Annotated in this window: 17 protein-coding genes and 1 pseudogene; 10 read left to right on the forward strand and 8 right to left on the reverse strand. The window is 64.7% G+C overall.

What is annotated here, in order from left to right; genetic code table 11:
* Positions 1 to 106: 106 nt before the first annotated feature.
* The 3 genes from FCS99_RS03410 to mutM all read right to left on the reverse strand — a co-directional run bounded on the left by FCS99_RS03410 (position 107) and on the right by mutM (position 2,902).
* On the reverse strand, positions 107 to 883 hold the full coding sequence (locus FCS99_RS03410; protein WP_138510602.1) for an enoyl-CoA hydratase: 777 nt from the start codon (positions 881 to 883) through the stop codon (positions 107 to 109).
* A gap of 118 nt (positions 884 to 1,001) precedes the next feature.
* On the reverse strand, positions 1,002 to 1,925 hold the full coding sequence (locus FCS99_RS03415; RefSeq protein ID WP_171036224.1) for a TraB/GumN family protein: 924 nt from the start codon (positions 1,923 to 1,925) through the stop codon (positions 1,002 to 1,004).
* A 113-nt stretch (positions 1,926 to 2,038) separates the two neighbouring features.
* Entirely contained in the window at positions 2,039 to 2,902 is an 864-nt protein-coding gene (mutM, locus tag FCS99_RS03420; protein ID WP_138510606.1) for a bifunctional DNA-formamidopyrimidine glycosylase/DNA-(apurinic or apyrimidinic site) lyase, read from the reverse strand.
* A gap of 147 nt (positions 2,903 to 3,049) precedes the next feature.
* On the opposite strand from mutM, the gene FCS99_RS03425 reads away from it, so the two are divergent.
* The 7 genes and pseudogenes from FCS99_RS03425 to FCS99_RS03455 all read left to right on the forward strand — a co-directional run bounded on the left by FCS99_RS03425 (position 3,050) and on the right by FCS99_RS03455 (position 9,418).
* Positions 3,050 to 3,832, forward strand: a complete 783-nt coding sequence (locus FCS99_RS03425; protein WP_138510608.1) for a class I SAM-dependent methyltransferase — start codon at positions 3,050 to 3,052, stop codon at positions 3,830 to 3,832.
* Positions 3,833 to 3,907: 75 nt separating this feature from the next.
* Positions 3,908 to 5,446 (forward strand): 2-polyprenylphenol 6-hydroxylase, encoded by a 1,539-nt coding sequence (ubiB, locus tag FCS99_RS03430; protein WP_138510610.1) that lies wholly within the window; start codon positions 3,908 to 3,910, stop codon positions 5,444 to 5,446.
* Positions 5,447 to 5,501: 55 nt separating this feature from the next.
* The gene (locus tag FCS99_RS03435; RefSeq protein WP_138510612.1) at positions 5,502 to 6,047 is read left to right on the forward strand and encodes a protoglobin domain-containing protein; all 546 of its coding nucleotides are present in this window, start codon (positions 5,502 to 5,504) and stop codon (positions 6,045 to 6,047) included.
* A 76-nt stretch (positions 6,048 to 6,123) separates the two neighbouring features.
* A pseudogene (gene coaBC / locus FCS99_RS16380) lies at positions 6,124 to 7,306 on the forward strand (bifunctional phosphopantothenoylcysteine decarboxylase/phosphopantothenate--cysteine ligase CoaBC).
* Positions 7,307 to 7,450: 144 nt separating this feature from the next.
* Complete coding sequence (dut, locus tag FCS99_RS03445) at positions 7,451 to 7,906, forward strand: dUTP diphosphatase (RefSeq protein WP_138510614.1); 456 nt, start codon at positions 7,451 to 7,453, stop codon at positions 7,904 to 7,906.
* Positions 7,907 to 7,969: 63 nt separating this feature from the next.
* The gene (gene cysK, locus FCS99_RS03450; RefSeq protein WP_138510616.1) at positions 7,970 to 8,923 is read left to right on the forward strand and encodes a cysteine synthase A; all 954 of its coding nucleotides are present in this window, start codon (positions 7,970 to 7,972) and stop codon (positions 8,921 to 8,923) included.
* 3 nt (positions 8,924 to 8,926) lie between these two features.
* Positions 8,927 to 9,418, forward strand: coding sequence for a hypothetical protein (locus tag FCS99_RS03455; RefSeq protein ID WP_138510618.1), 492 nt, complete (start codon positions 8,927 to 8,929; stop codon positions 9,416 to 9,418).
* 150 nt (positions 9,419 to 9,568) lie between these two features.
* Here FCS99_RS03455 and FCS99_RS16350 read toward each other — a convergent pair whose 3' ends face one another.
* Both FCS99_RS16350 and FCS99_RS03465 read right to left on the reverse strand, forming a co-directional pair.
* On the reverse strand, positions 9,569 to 10,885 hold the full coding sequence (locus FCS99_RS16350; protein ID WP_138510620.1) for an ATP-dependent DNA helicase: 1,317 nt from the start codon (positions 10,883 to 10,885) through the stop codon (positions 9,569 to 9,571).
* Between the two features lie 32 nt (positions 10,886 to 10,917).
* Positions 10,918 to 11,415, reverse strand: coding sequence for a hypothetical protein (locus FCS99_RS03465; RefSeq protein WP_138510622.1), 498 nt, complete (start codon positions 11,413 to 11,415; stop codon positions 10,918 to 10,920).
* Positions 11,416 to 11,530: 115 nt separating this feature from the next.
* Between FCS99_RS03465 and FCS99_RS03470 the strand changes: the two genes are divergently transcribed.
* Positions 11,531 to 12,274 (forward strand): HesA/MoeB/ThiF family protein, encoded by a 744-nt coding sequence (locus FCS99_RS03470; protein WP_138510624.1) that lies wholly within the window; start codon positions 11,531 to 11,533, stop codon positions 12,272 to 12,274.
* On the opposite strand, the gene FCS99_RS03475 is transcribed toward FCS99_RS03470, so the two are convergent.
* From FCS99_RS03475 to FCS99_RS03485, 3 genes are all read right to left on the reverse strand, one after another.
* Entirely contained in the window at positions 12,271 to 14,406 is a 2,136-nt protein-coding gene (locus FCS99_RS03475) for an alpha/beta hydrolase family protein (RefSeq protein ID WP_138510626.1), read from the reverse strand. The genes FCS99_RS03470 and FCS99_RS03475 overlap by 4 nt on opposite strands.
* A 66-nt stretch (positions 14,407 to 14,472) precedes the next feature.
* Positions 14,473 to 14,691 (reverse strand): hypothetical protein, encoded by a 219-nt coding sequence (locus FCS99_RS03480; protein ID WP_138510628.1) that lies wholly within the window; start codon positions 14,689 to 14,691, stop codon positions 14,473 to 14,475.
* A gap of 91 nt (positions 14,692 to 14,782) precedes the next feature.
* Positions 14,783 to 15,700 (reverse strand): MBL fold metallo-hydrolase, encoded by a 918-nt coding sequence (locus tag FCS99_RS03485; protein ID WP_138510630.1) that lies wholly within the window; start codon positions 15,698 to 15,700, stop codon positions 14,783 to 14,785.
* 159 nt (positions 15,701 to 15,859) lie between these two features.
* Between FCS99_RS03485 and FCS99_RS03490 the strand changes: the two genes are divergently transcribed.
* Both FCS99_RS03490 and fabA read left to right on the forward strand, forming a co-directional pair.
* The gene (locus tag FCS99_RS03490) at positions 15,860 to 16,426 is read left to right on the forward strand and encodes an SH3 domain-containing protein (protein WP_138510632.1); all 567 of its coding nucleotides are present in this window, start codon (positions 15,860 to 15,862) and stop codon (positions 16,424 to 16,426) included.
* A gap of 89 nt (positions 16,427 to 16,515) precedes the next feature.
* A complete protein-coding gene (gene fabA / locus FCS99_RS03495) occupies positions 16,516 to 17,034 on the forward strand; it encodes a bifunctional 3-hydroxydecanoyl-ACP dehydratase/trans-2-decenoyl-ACP isomerase (protein ID WP_138510634.1) in 519 nt (172 codons plus the stop codon).
* Positions 17,035 to 17,054 lie beyond the last annotated feature (20 nt).

A 17,054-nucleotide genomic window follows, 5' to 3' on the forward strand; every position in this document is an offset into this window, starting at 1 on the left:
CTAACCTCTTCGTCGTGCCGGGCCGCGAAATGACCCGGTGAAATCCGTGAGCGGCGGCGTATAGGCCCTTGGGGCCGGGCCGTCAACCGCTCAATGGCACCCTGCCCTAGCGGTGCTTGAAATGCGCCGCCCGCTTTTCCGCGAACGCCGCCATGCCTTCGGTCTGGTCTTCAAGCGAGAATTGCGACTGGAAGACGCGACGCTCGAACAGGATACCCTCGGTCAGCCCCACTTCAAAGGACCGGTTGATGGTCTCCTTGGTCATCATCGCCACCGGCAGCGACTTGGCGGCGACCGTCTCGGCCGCTTCCATCACCACATCCATCAGGTCCTCGGCCGGGACGACACGCGACACGAGTCCGGCCCGCTCGGCTTCCTCGGCATCCATCATCCGGCCCGTGAGGCACAGATCCATGGCCTTCGCCTTGGAGACAGCCCGCGGCAGACGCTGCGTGCCACCAGCACCCGGCATGACACCGAGATTGATTTCCGGCTGACCGAACTTGGCGGTCTGGGAAGCAATGATGAAATCGCACATCATGGCGATTTCGCAGCCACCGCCCAGCGCATAGCCGGAAACGGCCGCAATGATCGGCTTGCGGAAACGGGCCACGGATTCCCAGGTCTTCGCGAACGGATCGTTCATGAGAAGGCTGACCTGGTCGCGGGCCTGCAATTCCTTGATGTCGGCCCCGGCAGCAAAGGCCTTCTTCGAACCGGTCAGGACGACACAGCCAATGCCGTCATCCTGTTCGAAGCCGGCCAGGGCGGCCGACAGTTCCGTGGTGAGCTCGTCGCACAGCGCATTGAGTGCTTCGGGACGATTGAGGGTGATGACACCCACACGCCCTTCGGTCTTCACCTGTATCGTCTTGTAGGCCATTCGGCACTCCATGTGACGGCGCGGCATCCCCCGCGCGGGAAAAACGGCGCCGCTATAACCCAGCCGGCCCCCAGCGTCGATACCGGGGGCCAACGAGAGTCACCCGGGCCAGGGTGCGCTATTGGCGCTCCACCGTGTACCCCTGATCGCGGAGCAGGGCGATAACCCCTTCTTCGCCCGGAAGATGACCGGCCCCGACCGCAATGAAATAGGCACCTTCGCCTTCGAGCCGCTCGATGATCTGCGGTACCCAGTTATGATTGCGGCGAACGATGATGGCCTCATAGACCTCCGGCGCTTCATCGCGCATTTGCTCCAGGAAGAGGGTGTTGACGGTCTCCATGTCCCCTTCGGCCCAGGCGAGCACCATATTGTCGATCTCTTCAGGCAGGCGCTCCATTTCCCGCAGGCCTTCCACCAGCCCGGCGGCCTGGACGTCATCCGATAGTCCGGCCATGAAACCGAGCTGTTCTTCGGCCGTTTCGAAATAGTCCATCGCCATGCCCTCCGGGCGCTGCGCGAGGAGCGCCATCTCCACGCCGGCATTGGGATCGAACCCCATCTGCTGCATCTGGCCGAGCGTCAGCACGATCTGGGCAAACCAGGGGCGCATGGGCTCCAGCGACGCCACGGAGGCCCCGAGGCGCGGCGCGATCTCCGCCAGAAGGGTCCGCCCCTCTTCATCCAGCATGGAGGTCAGGGTGACGCCCGGCGGATTGAAGGCAAGCTGCGGGATCAGGGCCTGCATGGTCTGCTGCGCTTCCGGCGAATGCACATCGGCTTCCAGCATCAGGATGTCAGAGACCGCAAAGGCGGTCGTGACCGCGTCGGACTGCCAGTCCAGATCGCCCGGCAGGATGTGGAAGGTCCCGAAAATGTAGATGTCGGAATCCGCGTCTCCGAGATGCCAGAGCGCCGGTGAGGCCTCGACCTGGGAATAGTCGACGTCCTGCTGGGCCTGGGCCGGCAGGGTGACGCTCATCAAACCGGCGAACAGGGCCAGGCCGCTGGCGGCGCGGCGAAGGGTGGAAGCAAAACGCATGGTCACAAAACTCCATTGGTGGCCGTGATGTCTGACAGGATTTGTAGACGGGATCATGGCGAAACAGTGCGGGGAACGGGCCGCTGCCTGTCCCCCTTTCCGGTCAACCGGCCTCAGCGCTGGCAGGTCGGACAGAAAAATGTGGACCGGGCCGACTGGACGATCCGCTGGATGCGGCTGTTACAGCCGGGCGTCAGACAGGCCTCGCCTTCGCGGCCATAGGTCCGGAACCGGTGCTGGAAATACCCCAAGGCCCCATCCGCAGCGGCGAAGTCCTTCAGGGTTGATCCGCCGGAGGCGATGGCCTCGTCGATCACGGACCGCACTTCGGGCGCCAGGCGCGCGGCCCGCTTGCCAGGAATGCTGGCGGCCTGGCGGCGCGGGGATATGCCGGCGCGGTAGAGCGCCTCACAGACATAGATATTGCCCAGGCCGGCGACGATGCGCTGGTCCAGCAGGGCGGACTTGATCGGCGTCCGGCGTCCGGCCAGTGCCTCATCCAGATAGGCGGCCGAAAAGGCGTTGGAATTGGGTTCGGGACCAAGGCCGGCCAGGAAGGGCTGCGCCGCCTCCTCTTGGGTTGCGTAGAGGGTCATGAAGCCGAAGCGGCGCGGATCATTATAGCGCACAGTCACCCCGCCCTCGACCGAGAGCACGACATGGTCATGCCGGGGATTGGCCGGTTCGGCATGCACGAAATCGCCCGGCTGGCGGATACCGGCCTCCGCTTCGATCGAATAGCGACCGGACATGCCCAGATGCGACAGCAGGCTGGTTCCGTCATCCAGCCGGATGAGAAGGTATTTGGCCCGCCGGTCGAGCCGCTCGACCCGGCGCCCGGTCAGCCGTTCCGCAAAGCGCTCGGGAAACGGAAAGCGCAGGTCCGGCCGGTTCAGCACAACCGCCTCGATCCGGCGCCCTTCAATGGCCGGAACCAATCCGCGACGCACAGTTTCGACTTCGGGAAGTTCAGGCATGAGATCGCGGACCCTTGTGATGGACAACAACCGGAACCCTACTGATAGGTAGCGTCCCCGCCGAAAGCCAGCCCCGGACGATGCTGCGACACTATCAACCGCCCCGGCCGCTTTTCGCCGGGGCGGGCTGGGTCTATGGTCCCCGTCATGAGCGATACTTCAACGCAAGATACGGTGTCCTTCGGCTTTGCCGATGTGGACCGGTCCGAAAAGGCCGGGCTCGTCCGCGGCGTGTTCGACCGCTCGGCCCGGCGCTATGACCTGATGAATGACCTGATGTCGGTGGGCGTCCACCGCGTCTGGAAGGACATGGTCATCACGCGTGCCAATCCGCAGCCGGGTGAACGCCTGATCGACGTGGCGGGCGGCACGGGGGATCTGGCCCGCAGCTTCCTGAACAAGGCCGACCGCGTCGGCGAGCGCCGCGGCGACAACCGCAAGGCCGAGGCTGTCGTTCTGGACATCAATGAGCAGATGCTGCGCGCCGGCGTGAAGCGCGGTGTCAGCGAAGCCCAGGCCGGACGTATCAGCTGGGTGACCGGCAATGCGGAATGCCTGCCCCTGAAGGACCGCTCCGCCCATTGCGTGACGATCTCGACCGGGATCCGCAATGTCACGGACCGGATCGCAGCGCTGAAGGACATGCGCCGCGTGCTGAAGCCGGGCGGCCGCTTCCTGTGCCTGGAATTCACCCGCCCGACCAGCCGTGCCTGGGAAAAGGTTTATGATGCCTGGTCCTTCAATGTGATGCCGACCTTGGGCGAATGGGTGGCGAAGGATCGCGACAGCTATCAATACCTGGTGGAATCCATCCGCCGCTTCCCGGACCAGGAGAGCTTTGCCGAGGAGCTGCGCGAGGCCGGTTTCAAGCGGGTCAGCTTCACCAATTTCTCCGGCGGGATCGCCGCCCTGCACACAGGCTGGGCCTGAACCCGTCCATGATCCGACCGGCGCGACTTCACGCCACGCTCGCCAAGCGCGTTGCGGGGCACTAAACCGGCCAGGATGTTTTCAAGCCTCGCCTCCTTCTTCCGCCTCGTGCGGGCTGTTCTGACGCTGGCGCGCCATGATGCGGTGCTGCCGGCCGAGTACCAGTCCGTCTATCCGGCCCCGGCCCGGCTGCTGGGTGCGACGCTGCGCCTGTTTGCCCGCAAGGATCAGGCGGAGAATCCGGGGGAACGCCTGGCCCGGGCGCTGGAGCGCATGGGTCCGTCCTATGTGAAGTTCGGCCAGATCCTGGCCACGCGCAGCGATGTGGTCGGCGAGCGATTTGCCCGCGGCCTGGCGCGCCTGCAGGACAAGATGCCCGCCTTTGGCGATGAAAAGGCTCGCGCCGTGCTGAAGGCCGAATTCGGGGCAGAGGCTGACAGGCTTTTCGCCGAGCTGGGCCCGCCCGTGGCCGCGGCATCCATCGCCCAGGTCCACAAGGCGCGCACGCCGGACGGACGCGATGTCGCCGTGAAAATTCTGCGTCCGGACATCGAGAAACGCATTGCGCGCGACATCCGCACCCTCTCCCTCGGGGCCGCCCTGGCCGAACGCTTTTTCCCGGCCAGCAAACGCCTCGAGCCGAAGAAATTCGTCGAGACGGTCTCCCGTTCGCTGACGGTCGAGACCGATCTGCGCCTGGAAGCGGCAGCGGCGTCGGAACTGGCAGAGGCCGCCGCCGTCGCGGAGGGCTATCGCATCCCGACCGTGGACTGGGAGCGCTCGTCCAAACAGGTGCTGACGACACAATGGATCGATGCCATTCCGCTGTCGGACACGGATCGCATGGCCGCCAGCGGGCTGGACCGGGCGGCCCTGGCGACCAAGCTGACCCGCGCCTTCCTGGCGACGGCGCTGGACCGGGGCGTCTTCCATGCCGACATGCATGGCGGAAACCTGTTCGCCGACGAAACGGGCGATGTCTGGGCGGTGGATTTCGGGATCATGGGCCGGATCGGCCGGGCCGAGCGCCGCTTCCTGGCGCTGATCCTTCACGGCTTCCTGACCCGCGACTACCAGGCTGCCGCCCGCGCCCATTTCGCCGCCGGCTATGTGCCCGCCCACCACTCGGTGGATGATTTTGCCAGCGCCCTGCGTGCGGTGGGCGAACCGATCTTCGGCAAGAAGGCCGATGAAGTCCCCATGTCGCGCGTACTGCTGCAATTGTTCGAGATCACGGACCTGTTCGACATGCGCCTGCGTCCGGAACTGGTGATGTTGCAGAAGACCATGGTCCAGTGCGAGGGCGTGGCCCGTCAGCTTGATCCGCAGCATGACATGTGGGGTGCCGCTGCGCCCATCGTGGAACGCTGGATGCGGCGCGAACTGGGTCCGGAAGGCCGGATCCGCGATCTGGGCGAGGACCTGGTCCGCCTGCACGACGCACTGCGCCTGCTGCCGAACGCGATCGAGGACTGGTCGGACATTGCCACCAAGCTGAAAGCAGGCGAGCTGAAACTGGGCGGTGGCCCGAAAATCCGGCCCTGGGCCCTGCGCCTCGCCTGGCTGGGCGGTGCAGCCCTTCTGGGCGGACTGCTCGTCTACACTTTCGGGTAGAATTTGAACGTTTGCATATACACTCCCTAAACAAAGGTGTGGTTCCCTTTCTTCCATGGCAAGGTTGAACCCCATCACTGAAGAGCAACGGTCGATCCAACGTGAATTCTTTCGTCTCGACGAAGACACGATGGACCGGGTCCGGCATCTCAAGCCGCGGCTGATGAAGTATGCCGAACGGGCCCTGGAAGGCGTGTTCGATCATCTCGTCGGCAATCCGGAAGTCGCCCACTATTTCGAGATTTCCGAGAACATCACCTATCTGCGGGCCGGCATGATCGCGCATTGCGACCGCCTCTTCTCCTGCCGGTTCGACGACGCGTATTACGAAGCCACCGACCAGATGGGCGAGCGGCATTCCAAGCTGGAATACCATTCCCATGTCTATACGGCGGCCTATACCAACATGCTCACCCGGATCATCGAGCTGGCCGCCGAGGACCGGCGCAAATTCTCGCCCGAGGACCTGGTCGCCCTGACCCGGATCACGCTCTACGACATGGAGCTGACCGTGGGGGCCTTCTTCAGCCACAAGATGGAAAAGCGCGAAGCGCTGGACCATGACGCGGTGAAAATCCAGCACCTGCTCACGGGAACCTGATCCCGAAGACGTTTCCAACGCTTGGGAAATCGCGACAAACCGGCTACCTCTTGCGCGTCAATCCGGGAGCCTGTCCTTGTCCGAACCGCGCATCCTCCTGATCGTCGGCGGTGGTATCGCCGCCTATAAGAGCCTCGAACTCATCCGCGAGCTGAAGAAGCGCGGCATTGCGAGCCGCTGCATCCTGACGCGCTCGGGGGCGGAATTCGTGACACCGCTGAGCCTGTCCGCCCTGTCCGGCGACAGGATCTACAGCGAGCTCTTCGACCTCACCGGTGAAGCCGAGATGGGCCACATCGAACTCTCCCGCTCGGCCGATCTGGTCGTGGTCGCGCCGGTGACGGCCGATCTGATGGCCAAGGCCGCCAATGGTCTGGCCGGTGATCTGGCCTCCACCACACTTCTGGCGACGGACAAGCCGGTCCTGATGGCGCCGGCGATGAATGTGCGCATGTGGGAGCACCCGGCCACGCGGCGCAATCTGGCGACCCTCAAGGGCGATGGTGTGCATTTTGTCGGGCCGGATGAGGGCGAGATGGCCTGTGGCGAATTCGGCCCCGGACGCATGGCCGAACCGGTCGCGATTGCCGATGCGATTGAAGGCCTGATCCGTGGCTGACACGCTCAAAGGACGCCATGTCCTGATCACGGCGGGACCGACGCGTGAGCCGATCGATCCGGTCCGCTTCATCTCCAACCATTCTTCCGGCCAGCAGGGTTATGCGATCGCAAAGGCCTGTGCCGCCCTGGGCGCGAAGGTCACCCTGGTCGCCGGCCCGACGGCCCTGGCCGATCCGGACGGGCTGGAGACGGTGCATGTGGAGACCGCGCTGGAAATGCTGGCGGCGGTCGAAAAGGCCCTGCCGACGGATGTCTTCATCGCCGTGGCCGCCGTGGCGGACTGGCGACCGGCCGAAGCGGCGGACAAGAAGCTGAAACTGGACAAGGGCGAGTTCACCAGCCTTGCCCTGACGGAAAACCCGGACATCCTGAAGACGATTTCCCATCTCGACGAAGACCGGCCCGGACTGGTGATCGGCTTTGCGGCCGAAACCCATGATGTGGAAGCCCTGGCCAAGGCCAAGCGGGTGCGCAAGGGCTGTGACTGGATCGTGGCCAATGATGTGTCCGGTGATGTGATGGGCGGCGCGGAAAACGCGGTCCTCCTGGTCATGGAGGACAAGGTCGAGGTCTGGGAACGCATGCCGAAACAGGCCGTTGCCGACGCGCTGGCCCGTCAGATTGCCGCTGCGCTCTGAGACTTCCCCACAGCCATCCACACTTATCCACACGGCACGCCGCAGACCTGTGGAAGACCGTGAGGAAAACCCGTCCCACGCTTGCCCGACAGGGGCGGGCCTGCCCCTATAGTCGCAGCCGATTCTGACCGAGGAAAGCCTGCCATGACCGTCGCCGTGAAAATCCTGCCCCTGCCGCATTATGAAGGCCTGGCCCTGCCGGCCTATGAGACGCCGCAATCGGCCGGCATGGATTTGCGCGCGGCTGTGCCGGACGATGAGCCGGTCTCCATCCCGCCGGGCGAATGGCGGCTGATCCCGGTCGGCATCGCGATTGCCCTGCCTGCCGGCTATGAGGCCCAGGTGCGACCCCGTTCCGGTCTGGCCGCCAAGCACGGGATTTCCTGCGTCAACACGCCGGGCACGGTGGATGCCGATTATCGCGGCGAGATCCGGGTCAATCTGATCAATCACGGCCAGACCGAATTCACCGTCCAGCGCGGCGACCGGATCGCCCAGATGATCATCGCCCCGGTCACCCAGGCGGTCTGGGAGGTCGCGGACAGCCTCGACGAGACCGAGCGGGGCGCGGGCGGATTCGGATCGACGGGGACGAAGTAATTTCATCCGGCATGGCTTTCGACCGCCTGTGATCTAAACTCTGCCCAAACGGGAGACCCCATCATGACCGACACGACCGGCCGCGGCCGCATCTATAGCTCAATCGAGCAAACCGTTGGAAACACACCGCTTGTCGAGCTGAAAAAGCTGGCGGAGGCGCATGGCTCCAAGGCTCGCATCCTGGCCAAGCTGGAATTCTTCAACCCGCTGGCCTCGGTGAAGGACCGGATCGGCGTGGCGATGATCGATGCGCTGGAAGCGGCCGGGAAACTGGGCGAAGGCAGCGTCATGGTGGAGCCGACCTCGGGCAATACCGGCATCGCCCTGGCCTTTGTTGCCGCGGCCCGGGGACACCGCCTCATCCTGACCATGCCGGAAAGCATGTCGATCGAGCGCCGCAAACTGCTGGCCCATCTGGGCGCTGAACTTGTCCTCACCGAAGCCCCCAAGGGGATGAAAGGCGCCATCGCCAAAGCCGAGGAAATCATTGCGCAAACGCCCAGTGCGGTGATGCCGAGCCAGTTTTCCAACCCGGCCAATCCCGCGATCCACCGTGACACCACCGCGCTGGAAATCTGGCATGACACGGCCGGTGAAGCCGATGTGCTGATCTCCGGTGTGGGGACGGGTGGCACGCTGACCGGGTGTGGTCAGGTGCTCAAGGCGAAAAAGCCCGGTTTCCATGTCGTGGCGGTGGAGCCGACGGACAGCCCTGTCCTCTCCGGCGGCAATCCGGCCCCTCATAAAATTCAAGGCATTGGCGCGGGTTTCGTGCCGGATATCCTCGACACCGGACTGATCGACGAGATCGTCACCGTGTCCAATGAGGACGCCTTCGCCCTGGCCCGCGAAGCCGCCAAGCTGGAAGGCGTGCCGGGCGGGATTTCCTCCGGCGCAGCGCTCAAGGCGGCGCTGGACGTCGGCCAGCGCGATGACATGGCGGGCAAGACGATCGTCGTTATTCTGGCAAGCTTTGCAGAGCGTTACCTGTCGACGGCCCTGTTTGATACCGAATAGGTCATGGCCGGATTTCCGGACATTGATGCGATCGCGCGAGAGGCGTGCGAGACGTCGCCCGCCAATCCGGACTTTGCCTGGCAGCTGGCCCATCGCCGCCTGACCAAGGCGCTCTCGGGGCGGGATGACCTGGACAGAGGGGCACGGGAAAGGGTCCGCAACGCGCTCGACGCGCGACTGGAACACTATGCCGATCATATCAAACCGGACCCGAAACCGCATCAGGACGGCATCAAGACCGACCCCGGACCACCGCCGCGCCTGCCCCTGACCGAATCCGATGTGGATCATCTGGTCGGACGCTGTTTCAGCACCACTTTTGACGGCAGCGAGGCGCGGCTGGATGTGCTGGAAGCGCGCGCCAAGGCCTTCCTGGACCAGGCGTTCGCGGACCATGACTCCAGCGCGTATGACCAGCAGCGCCTGCGCCGCCATTTCGCGCGGCAGGTCGCGGATATCCGGTCGGAAATGATGCGGACTTTCCCCGGGGAGTGAGGCCTTTCCTCCCCATGTCATGGGGAGGTGCCCGGCACATGCCGGGCGGAGGGGCCGGAGAAGCCGGATTTCCGGCGCTTCGCGCCGCCCCTTCGACCCGATGCTGCGCATCGGCCCACTTCCCCATTAAATGAGGAAGAAACCTTCCCCCTAGGCCTCCACGCTCGCCGGCGCGGGATCGCAGAAGGCTTTCACATCGAAAATGCGCGGGTCGGCGATGATATCGCCGGGTGTGAGGGGCCGGGAGAGTTCGAGGCCTTCCAGGGAGCGGGCGCGGGACAGGGCGACATAGGCCTGGCCGTGGGCGAAGAGGCGGCGGGCCAGGTCGAGATAGACCTTGTCCAAGGTGAGGCCCTGGGCCTTGTGGATCGTCATCGCCCAGGCCAGCCGCAGCGGATACTGGGTGAAAGAGCCGGCCGTGGTCTTGGTCAGGGCCTGTTTTTCCGGATCGAAGGCATAGGCATTGCGTTCCCATTTCTGGGCTTCCACGGCATGGGTCGTGTCGCCGATGCGAACGCGGACAGCCTTTTCGTCAAAGCCTTCCACCTCCCCCAGCGTGCCATTGACCCAGCGGCCCTGGGGATCATTGCGAGTCAGCATGACCCGTGCTCCGATCTTGAGGGTCAGCGGCTCCTCGCCCGGGAAAAGACGCGGATCGAACTGACCCTCCACCTTGGCCTCAAAGGACCGGCTGGGCGTTCGCAAGCCGTCCAGACGCGCCTGGTTGATCCGCCAGGCGGCTTCATTCGTGGCGGTCAGCACGACATGGGTGAGAGAGGCCTCCAGACCGGAGCGGCCGGTGACGCGCTCATTGAGGTCGGCGGCCTCGTCATTATTGAGATTGGCGTCGCGGACGGCATTGAGGATGTTGATGAAATACTCGTCCGTCTGGCGGAAAACCTGCTCCAGCTCGACAAAGGAGAAACCGGCATCGCGGAAGCTGGGCGGGTGGAAGAAGAAGGGCCCGCCATAGGTCGCCTCGAGATATTCCGCCTCTGCCCCCTGCACGACGGGCGGCAACTGGGCGAGATCGCCCACGAGCACGATCTGGACCCCGCCAAAGGGCTCATTGCGTTCCCGGTTGAGACGCAGGGATTGGTCGATCGCCCACATCATGTCGGCACGCACCATGGAAATCTCGTCGATCACCAGAGTTTCCAGTGCCTGCACGACACGGCGGTGACGCACTTTGCGGATATCCCGCGCGCCGATCATGCGCGGCGGGAAGTGAAAAAAGGAGTGGATGGTCTGGCCACCCGCCTGCATCGCCGCCACGCCGGTCGGCGCGATGACGGCCGCCCGATTGCCCGCCCGGCGCAGGAATTCCCGCATCAGCGTGGTCTTGCCGGTCCCGGCCCGCCCGGTGATGAAGACATTCGGACGCGCTGTCGCCAGCCAGTCCAGCAGGCGTTCCTGATGGTCGGACAGGGAGGGCCGCGCGGCGGCAAGCTGGGAGACGCTGGTCATGGCGTCAAACTGGCCCTGTTTGCGGCAAAAGCCTAGCCGGGCCCCGCATCGACATGCGGTGTGCGATGCCGCCGGTCGAACAGGTCCCGAACGCTGTTGCGGTCCGAATTGCGGCGGCAGTCGCGGCCATCCACTTCCGCCTCGATCACTTCGTCATTCTCGAGCGTGAAACTGACCGGGCAGATGAAAGCCGACGGGTTGGGCCGGACCGGATCGGGTTCCGGCCGGGCACAGCGGTCATAATGCCGGCGGTCATGATCCCCGGTGCTCGGGGTCGCCTGGGTGCAATAGGACGGGGCGCGGGACAGCGCCGCGCGCTGTTCGGCCGGCTCGCCCAGATCGACGATGTAGGTGAGGATTGTGCGTCCGTCCGCGTCAACGGTCTCGCGGGCCGTATTGCCCAGCTCGTCTTCAAGCTCGCCCCGGTCCATGCCGATATAGGCCGGGAGGGGACGGGCGGTCTGTGTCGGGGTGCTGCACGCCATCAATCCGGTAGCCATCAGAAGCGCGAGCGCGGCTGATCTGATCATGCTGATCTCCTGTGCCCCCACCGGCGGATCACGAACACGCTATCACGCTCCCTCGCGCTGTACAGACCCCATCCCGGCGCTTGAACCACACCGCGAGATGGCGCACCTGTCAGACATGAGCGATGAGATCGATATCGAACGTTTCGCGCGCCACATCGTGCTGCGCGAAATTGGCGGGCCGGGCCAGCAAGCCCTGGGCCGGGCGCATGCCGTGCTGATCGGCGCGGGCGGGCTGGGCGCGCCGGCGGCGCTTTACCTGGCCGCTGCGGGGATCGGACGCCTCACCCTGATCGACCCCGATACGGTCAGTCTGGACAATCTGCAGCGCCAGATCCTGTTCAGGACGGCCGATGTGGGCGCGCCCAAGGCCGAAACCGGGGCGAAGGCCCTGGCCGCGCTCAATCCGGGCACGGCCGTCACCGCCGTGACGGCAGCGCTTGACGAGAACAATGCCCAGGCCCTGATCGAGGGCGCCGACCTGGTGCTGGATGGCTGCGACAATTTCGAGACGCGCTTTGCGGTCAATGCCGCCTGCCGGGCGCTGGGCATCCCGCTGATCTCCGGGGCGGTGGGCCGCTGGGACGGTCAGGTCGCCCTGTTCAACGCCTCACCGGACGCGCCCTGCTATCGCTGCTGGGTGCCCGAAGTACCGCCGGATGCGGAAACCTGTGCCCGGGTCGGCATTGTCGGCGCCCTGACCGGCGTGATCGGCTCCCTGATGGCGCTGGAAGCGATCAAGCATATCTGCGAGGCCGGTGAGGCGCTGGACGGTCGCATCTTTCTGCTCGACGCGCTGGGCCTGGACAGCCGCACCGTGAAACTGGCGAAAGACCCGGCCTGCCCGGTCTGCGGCGGCTAGTCCTCGTCGGGCCGATCCGACTCGTCCAGCGGCTCTGTACCCTCCGGCTTTTCCGGTTCCAACGGGACGAAACTGTCGACCCGGCCATCCATGGCATCGGCGAGAAAATCACGGATGTTCAACAAGAGGCGCCGCGTGGTGTCGCCATTGTTGGACCAGTTATGGCCGACGCCCTCTTCCTCGATATAGGTGTGGGCGATGCCCGCCTCCTCAAGAGCCAGGGACATGTTCCGCGCCTGGTCCACGGAGGCCGTCCGGTCATTCTCACCATGGTAGAGTAGGACCGGAACGCTGACCCGGGCCGCTTGACGGCGCGGCGACGCCGCCTCCAGTCGGGCCAGGACTGCGGGGTCGTCCGGATCCCCCATGAGTTCCGTCCAGTATTCGCTGAGCCCGTCATCATCGGACTTGAAGTCCAGGAAATCGGGCAGGTCATAGACCCCGCTTCCGGCAAAGGCGCACTGGTAGAGATCGGGATCGCGAATGACACCGGACAGCGCCGCATAGCCGCCATAGCTGAAACCCAGAAGACAGACGCGCTCAGGGTCGACTTCACCGGCCGCGATCAAGGCCCGGACACCGTCCGCGATGTCATCCTGCATGGCCATCCCCCACTGGCCATGACCGGCGGTCATGAAGGCGTGGCCATAACCGGTCGAGCCGCGGAAATTGGGCTGATAGACCGCATAACCCAGGCTGGCGAGATACTGGACCATCGGATCGAAGGCGATGCGATCACGCGCTTCCGGTCCGCCGTGCGGATACACGACGAGAGGCGTCTCCGGCCCGGCCCCGCTGGCGGGCCAGGTGATGAAACCGGGAATGGTCAGCCCGTCCCGGGCCTGCACCGGATAGGCGGCCATCGGCTGCAGCGGAAAGCCCTGAAGGGCGGGCACCATGGAAAAGACCGGGTCCACGGTCTGCTGGTCGGCATCATAGATATAGACGGAGGCACGCTCGACCGGACCATCAGCCCGGAGCAGGAGGCGGGAGCCGCCGGAATCGACCGGGAAGAGCTCGATCTGGTCCCCGAAAAAGGCCGTCAGCGCCTCGTAATGGCGACGCAGAAGCGGGTCGACAATGTCATACTGCATCCGCTCGCCGACATAGGCGTAGCCGCGATACTCGCCCGATTGCGGATCGATCAGGGAGTCGGCGATATCGTAATCCTCGCGCTCCGCAATGCTCTGCGTGAACACACCGGTTTCCAAATCGTAGCGGTGGATGCCCGTGAAATTGTGCCCGTCCGGACGGGCCAGAACCAGGATTTCACCCGGCCGGCCGCCCTGCCCGGCCCAGACGAATTCCTCTTCCCGCTCCTCGAGGTCGCGACGGCGCATGGTCAGCACCGTATCCCAGTCATCCTCCGCATCGCTGCGCGCGCGGATACGGATCCGGCGTCCGGACCGATAGGTTTCGAACCGCATGACGGCGACACCGTCCTGGGTGAACCAGGCCCGGGTCGTGTGATTGCCACGCTCCTCGACTTCTGCATCACCGGTCAGAAGATTGACGCGCCAGAGATGCAGGGCATTGCCCCGATGGGCCGCCATGAGAATATGGTCCGGGTCATCCGGCAGATAATCGACCACATCGAGCAGGCTCCAATTGGACCGGGCAATGCGTCGGGAGTCCGACCCGAACAGGGCGACACCCTCTTCCGTCAGCTCCCGGTCAACCGAAACGACCCGCGAAAACAGGGGCATGCCGCCGAGGAATTCCTGGCCGTAGCGGTTTTCGATGCCGAAGGCGACGGCGACCAACAAGCGGTCATCGCTCGCCCAGGAATGCCAGAGTGGATGGAGATCACCGAAGCTGCGGGCCCTGAAGGCGGTTTCGGGCGGCGCGTCGAGATCGCGCACGATCAGCCGGACCCGGCGATCCTCACCCTCACCGCTTTCCTCGAAATAGGTGATGTATCGGCCATTGGGCGACAGGGATGGCAGGGAATAGGGCTGATCCTGCAGCCAGGCATCCAGAAAGGCCTCGCCAGGCCCCGGCTCTGTGGCGGCCGCTTCTTCCGTTGAAGTGTCTGCAGCAGGCGGAAGCTCGGCCATCTCGGCCTGCCAGGCCCAACCCGGTCCGGCCCAGACACAGGCCAGTCCCCAAACAAGACACACAAAACGAAGCATGACGCACCCCCACCGGGGCAGGATAGCCAGCCGGATCAATCCCCTGCAACGCCAAGTCGCAGACTGTCAGCGCCAGGCCGTCCATTTCAGGCCGACACCGATCACCACGCCCGGCACCAGTCCGAAGACGAAGCCAAGGATGGCGCTGCCGGTGGCCAGGCCGATGATGAGCCAGAGGGCGAGGCCCGCGCCGAGCCCGGCTGAAAAGCCGAGCTGGCGGCGGAAGGAGGGGACGGGCGGTTTGGAACGCTCCGGTCCGGTCGGGGGGTTTTCCGGTGAGACCATGGCCTGGACAATAGGGCCGTCCGCCTCACCGGAAACTGATCGCAGACTTAAATCCCGGTCAGGAAATTCACGAGCCCGCTTAAAGACTTACCTATTCGTAGGAATAGGCATTGCCGACGGCGTCATTATAGAGCGTCTGCACGAAGCGGTCGGTGGTGATGAAGCCCCAATTCCAGTCATCATGCAGGTCGGCCAGCGGCTCCGCTTCACGCAGCGCCTCCAGATCGGCGCCGCCCTCGACGAGAGTGCGGACGCGGAAGGAGGCCTCACGCACCATGGCGATGGAGGCTTCCAGCTCGGCCGGCGTGGAGAGCGGGCCGTGGCCCGGAATGATGCGGGTGTCGTCACCGACCATGGCAAGCGCCTGTTCCATGGCAGCAATATAACCGTCCACGGAGCCGCCGGCCGACAGGTCGATATAGGGGAAGAGGCCGGAGAACATGACATCGCCCATGTGCAGCACATCCGCCTCGCGGAAATAGACGAAAGCATCGCCATCCGTGTGGGCATTGGGCACGTGAACGACTTCAACCGTCTGGCCATTCATGTGGAAGGTCAGGTCCTGGCCGAACGTGATGATGGGCAGGATGGCGGGGTTCTGGGCCCATTCCTGATCGGCTTCGTCCAGACGGCGGCGGATATTGTGATGGGCCGCAATGGTGGACCCCTGTTCGGCGAAATGCGCATTGCCGCCGGTATGGTCGCCATGCCAGTGCGTATTGACGATGAAACGCGGCGCGCTCTCACCGGCGATCTCGACCACGGCGCCTTCGATCAGCGCACCGGTATTAGGCAATTGGTCATCGACCATGACGGCCCCGTCCTCACCGGTCAGCAGGGCCAGATTGCCCGCCATGCCGGTGGAGAGCATGTAGAGCCCATCGCCCAGATCCGTGGACGTGACCTCCGGGGCCTCTTGCTGGGCCTGGGCGGCGCCGGTTGCCAGACCGGCCGGGATACCCGCCGTCAGAAGCGCGGCGACACTGGTGATTGCCAGACGAAAACTCATGATTTCCCCTCCCTGAAAAACTGGGACCGGCACGGGCCGGTCCCGATACATATAGGAGGGTGTTCGCGGATTTCACCATCACGCTTGCGCGAGAGCGGTTTTCTTTACGGCCTATTCACCCCGCGGGGGTGAGAAAGCGGGGTGAAGGAGTCTGTCACCATGCGCGGTTTTCTCGTCCTCTTGCTCGCCCTTGTTCTGCCGGTTTCGGTCCAGGCCCAGGATGATGCGCCGGATACGCCGTCCGGCCAGCAGGTACCGCGTTTCGTGTCACTCAAGGTCGATGTCGCCAATGGCCGCTCCGGCCCATCCTCCTCGCATCCGATTGCCTGGCGCTATGTCCAGGCCGGCCTGCCCATGGAGGTGATCGCGGAAACCCCGGACTGGCGCCGGGTGCGCGATCCGGGCGGCGAAGTGACCTGGATGCACCGCTCCATCCTGTCCGGACGACGCTCGGTCTACACGCTGGACGACACGCCCCTGCATGCCCGCGACAACGCCGAATCGCCGGTGGAGGCCATTGCCGAACCCGGCGTGGTCCTGGCGCTGGAACGCTGCCGGACCGGCTGGTGCCGGGTCGAGGCCCAGGGCTATCGCGGCTGGGTCCGGACCCAGACCCTGTGGGGGGTCTATCCGGATGAACGCGGCACCGACGAGGCCGGCACGGCCGGCGGTGACGGCAACCCCGCCTTGAGCGCCTCTCGCGCGCATGATACCGCTCTGCCCTAACCCCACCCGGACAGCCTTGGCAGCCGGGTTTTCGTGACCAGCCCGGAGCCGGCCCGTGCCGTGCTTTTGCGGCGCAACCGACCGGCCATATGACTGACCGCCAGAGTTCCTTCAATTACGACGAATTGATTGCTTCCAGCGAAGGCAAGATGTGGGGGCCTGAAAACGCCCAGCTCCCCGCACCGCCCATGCTGATGATGGACCGTATTCTCCATATCGATGACGAGACGGGTGAATACGGCAAGGGCCAGATCGTGGCCGAACTGGACATCAATAAGGACCTCTGGTTCTTCGATTGCCACTTCAAGGGTGATCCGGTGATGCCGGGCTGCCTCGGCCTGGATGCCATGTGGCAGCTCGTCGGCTTCTTTCTGTGCTGGAAGGGCAATCCCGGCAAGGGCCGTGCCCTGGGCGTCGGCGAAGTGAAATTCACCGGCCAGATCACGCCGGATACGAAACTGGTCCGCTATGTCATCGACCTGAAACGCGTCATCCAGCGCCGCCTGATCATGGCAATCGGCGACGGACGTGTCGAAGCGGACGGAAAAACCATATATACCGCCAAGGATCTGCGCGTCGGCTTGTTCAAGCCCGGCGAAATGGCCTGACCCTTCCGAGGAGACCCCCA

It is taken from the genome of Maricaulis alexandrii (genome assembly GCF_005871165.1).
GTDB lineage: Bacteria > Pseudomonadota > Alphaproteobacteria > Caulobacterales > Maricaulaceae > Maricaulis > Maricaulis alexandrii.

Bases quoted from the DNA above. Each gene is read 5' to 3' on its own strand.
- FCS99_RS16350 (WP_138510620.1), bottom strand. From the start codon at position 10,885: ATGACCAGCGTCTCCCAGCTTGCCGCCGCGCGGCCCTCCCTGTCCGAC.
- FCS99_RS03470 (WP_138510624.1), top strand. From the start codon at position 11,531: ATGAGCGATGAGATCGATATCGAACGTTTCGCGCGCCACATCGTGCTG.
- cysK (WP_138510616.1), top strand. From the start codon at position 7,970: ATGACCGACACGACCGGCCGCGGCCGCATCTATAGCTCAATCGAGCAA.
- ubiB (WP_138510610.1), top strand. From the start codon at position 3,908: ATGTTTTCAAGCCTCGCCTCCTTCTTCCGCCTCGTGCGGGCTGTTCTG.
- dut (WP_138510614.1), top strand. From the start codon at position 7,451: ATGACCGTCGCCGTGAAAATCCTGCCCCTGCCGCATTATGAAGGCCTG.
- mutM (WP_138510606.1), bottom strand. From the start codon at position 2,902: ATGCCTGAACTTCCCGAAGTCGAAACTGTGCGTCGCGGATTGGTTCCG.
- FCS99_RS03415 (WP_171036224.1), bottom strand. From the start codon at position 1,925: ATGCGTTTTGCTTCCACCCTTCGCCGCGCCGCCAGCGGCCTGGCCCTG.
- FCS99_RS03435 (WP_138510612.1), top strand. From the start codon at position 5,502: ATGGCAAGGTTGAACCCCATCACTGAAGAGCAACGGTCGATCCAACGT.
- FCS99_RS03410 (WP_138510602.1), bottom strand. From the start codon at position 883: ATGGCCTACAAGACGATACAGGTGAAGACCGAAGGGCGTGTGGGTGTC.
- FCS99_RS03485 (WP_138510630.1), bottom strand. From the start codon at position 15,700: ATGAGTTTTCGTCTGGCAATCACCAGTGTCGCCGCGCTTCTGACGGCG.
- FCS99_RS03455 (WP_138510618.1), top strand. From the start codon at position 8,927: ATGGCCGGATTTCCGGACATTGATGCGATCGCGCGAGAGGCGTGCGAG.
- FCS99_RS03490 (WP_138510632.1), top strand. From the start codon at position 15,860: ATGCGCGGTTTTCTCGTCCTCTTGCTCGCCCTTGTTCTGCCGGTTTCG.
- FCS99_RS03480 (WP_138510628.1), bottom strand. From the start codon at position 14,691: ATGGTCTCACCGGAAAACCCCCCGACCGGACCGGAGCGTTCCAAACCG.
- FCS99_RS03465 (WP_138510622.1), bottom strand. From the start codon at position 11,415: ATGATCAGATCAGCCGCGCTCGCGCTTCTGATGGCTACCGGATTGATG.
- FCS99_RS03425 (WP_138510608.1), top strand. From the start codon at position 3,050: ATGAGCGATACTTCAACGCAAGATACGGTGTCCTTCGGCTTTGCCGAT.
- fabA (WP_138510634.1), top strand. From the start codon at position 16,516: ATGACTGACCGCCAGAGTTCCTTCAATTACGACGAATTGATTGCTTCC.
- FCS99_RS03475 (WP_138510626.1), bottom strand. From the start codon at position 14,406: ATGCTTCGTTTTGTGTGTCTTGTTTGGGGACTGGCCTGTGTCTGGGCC.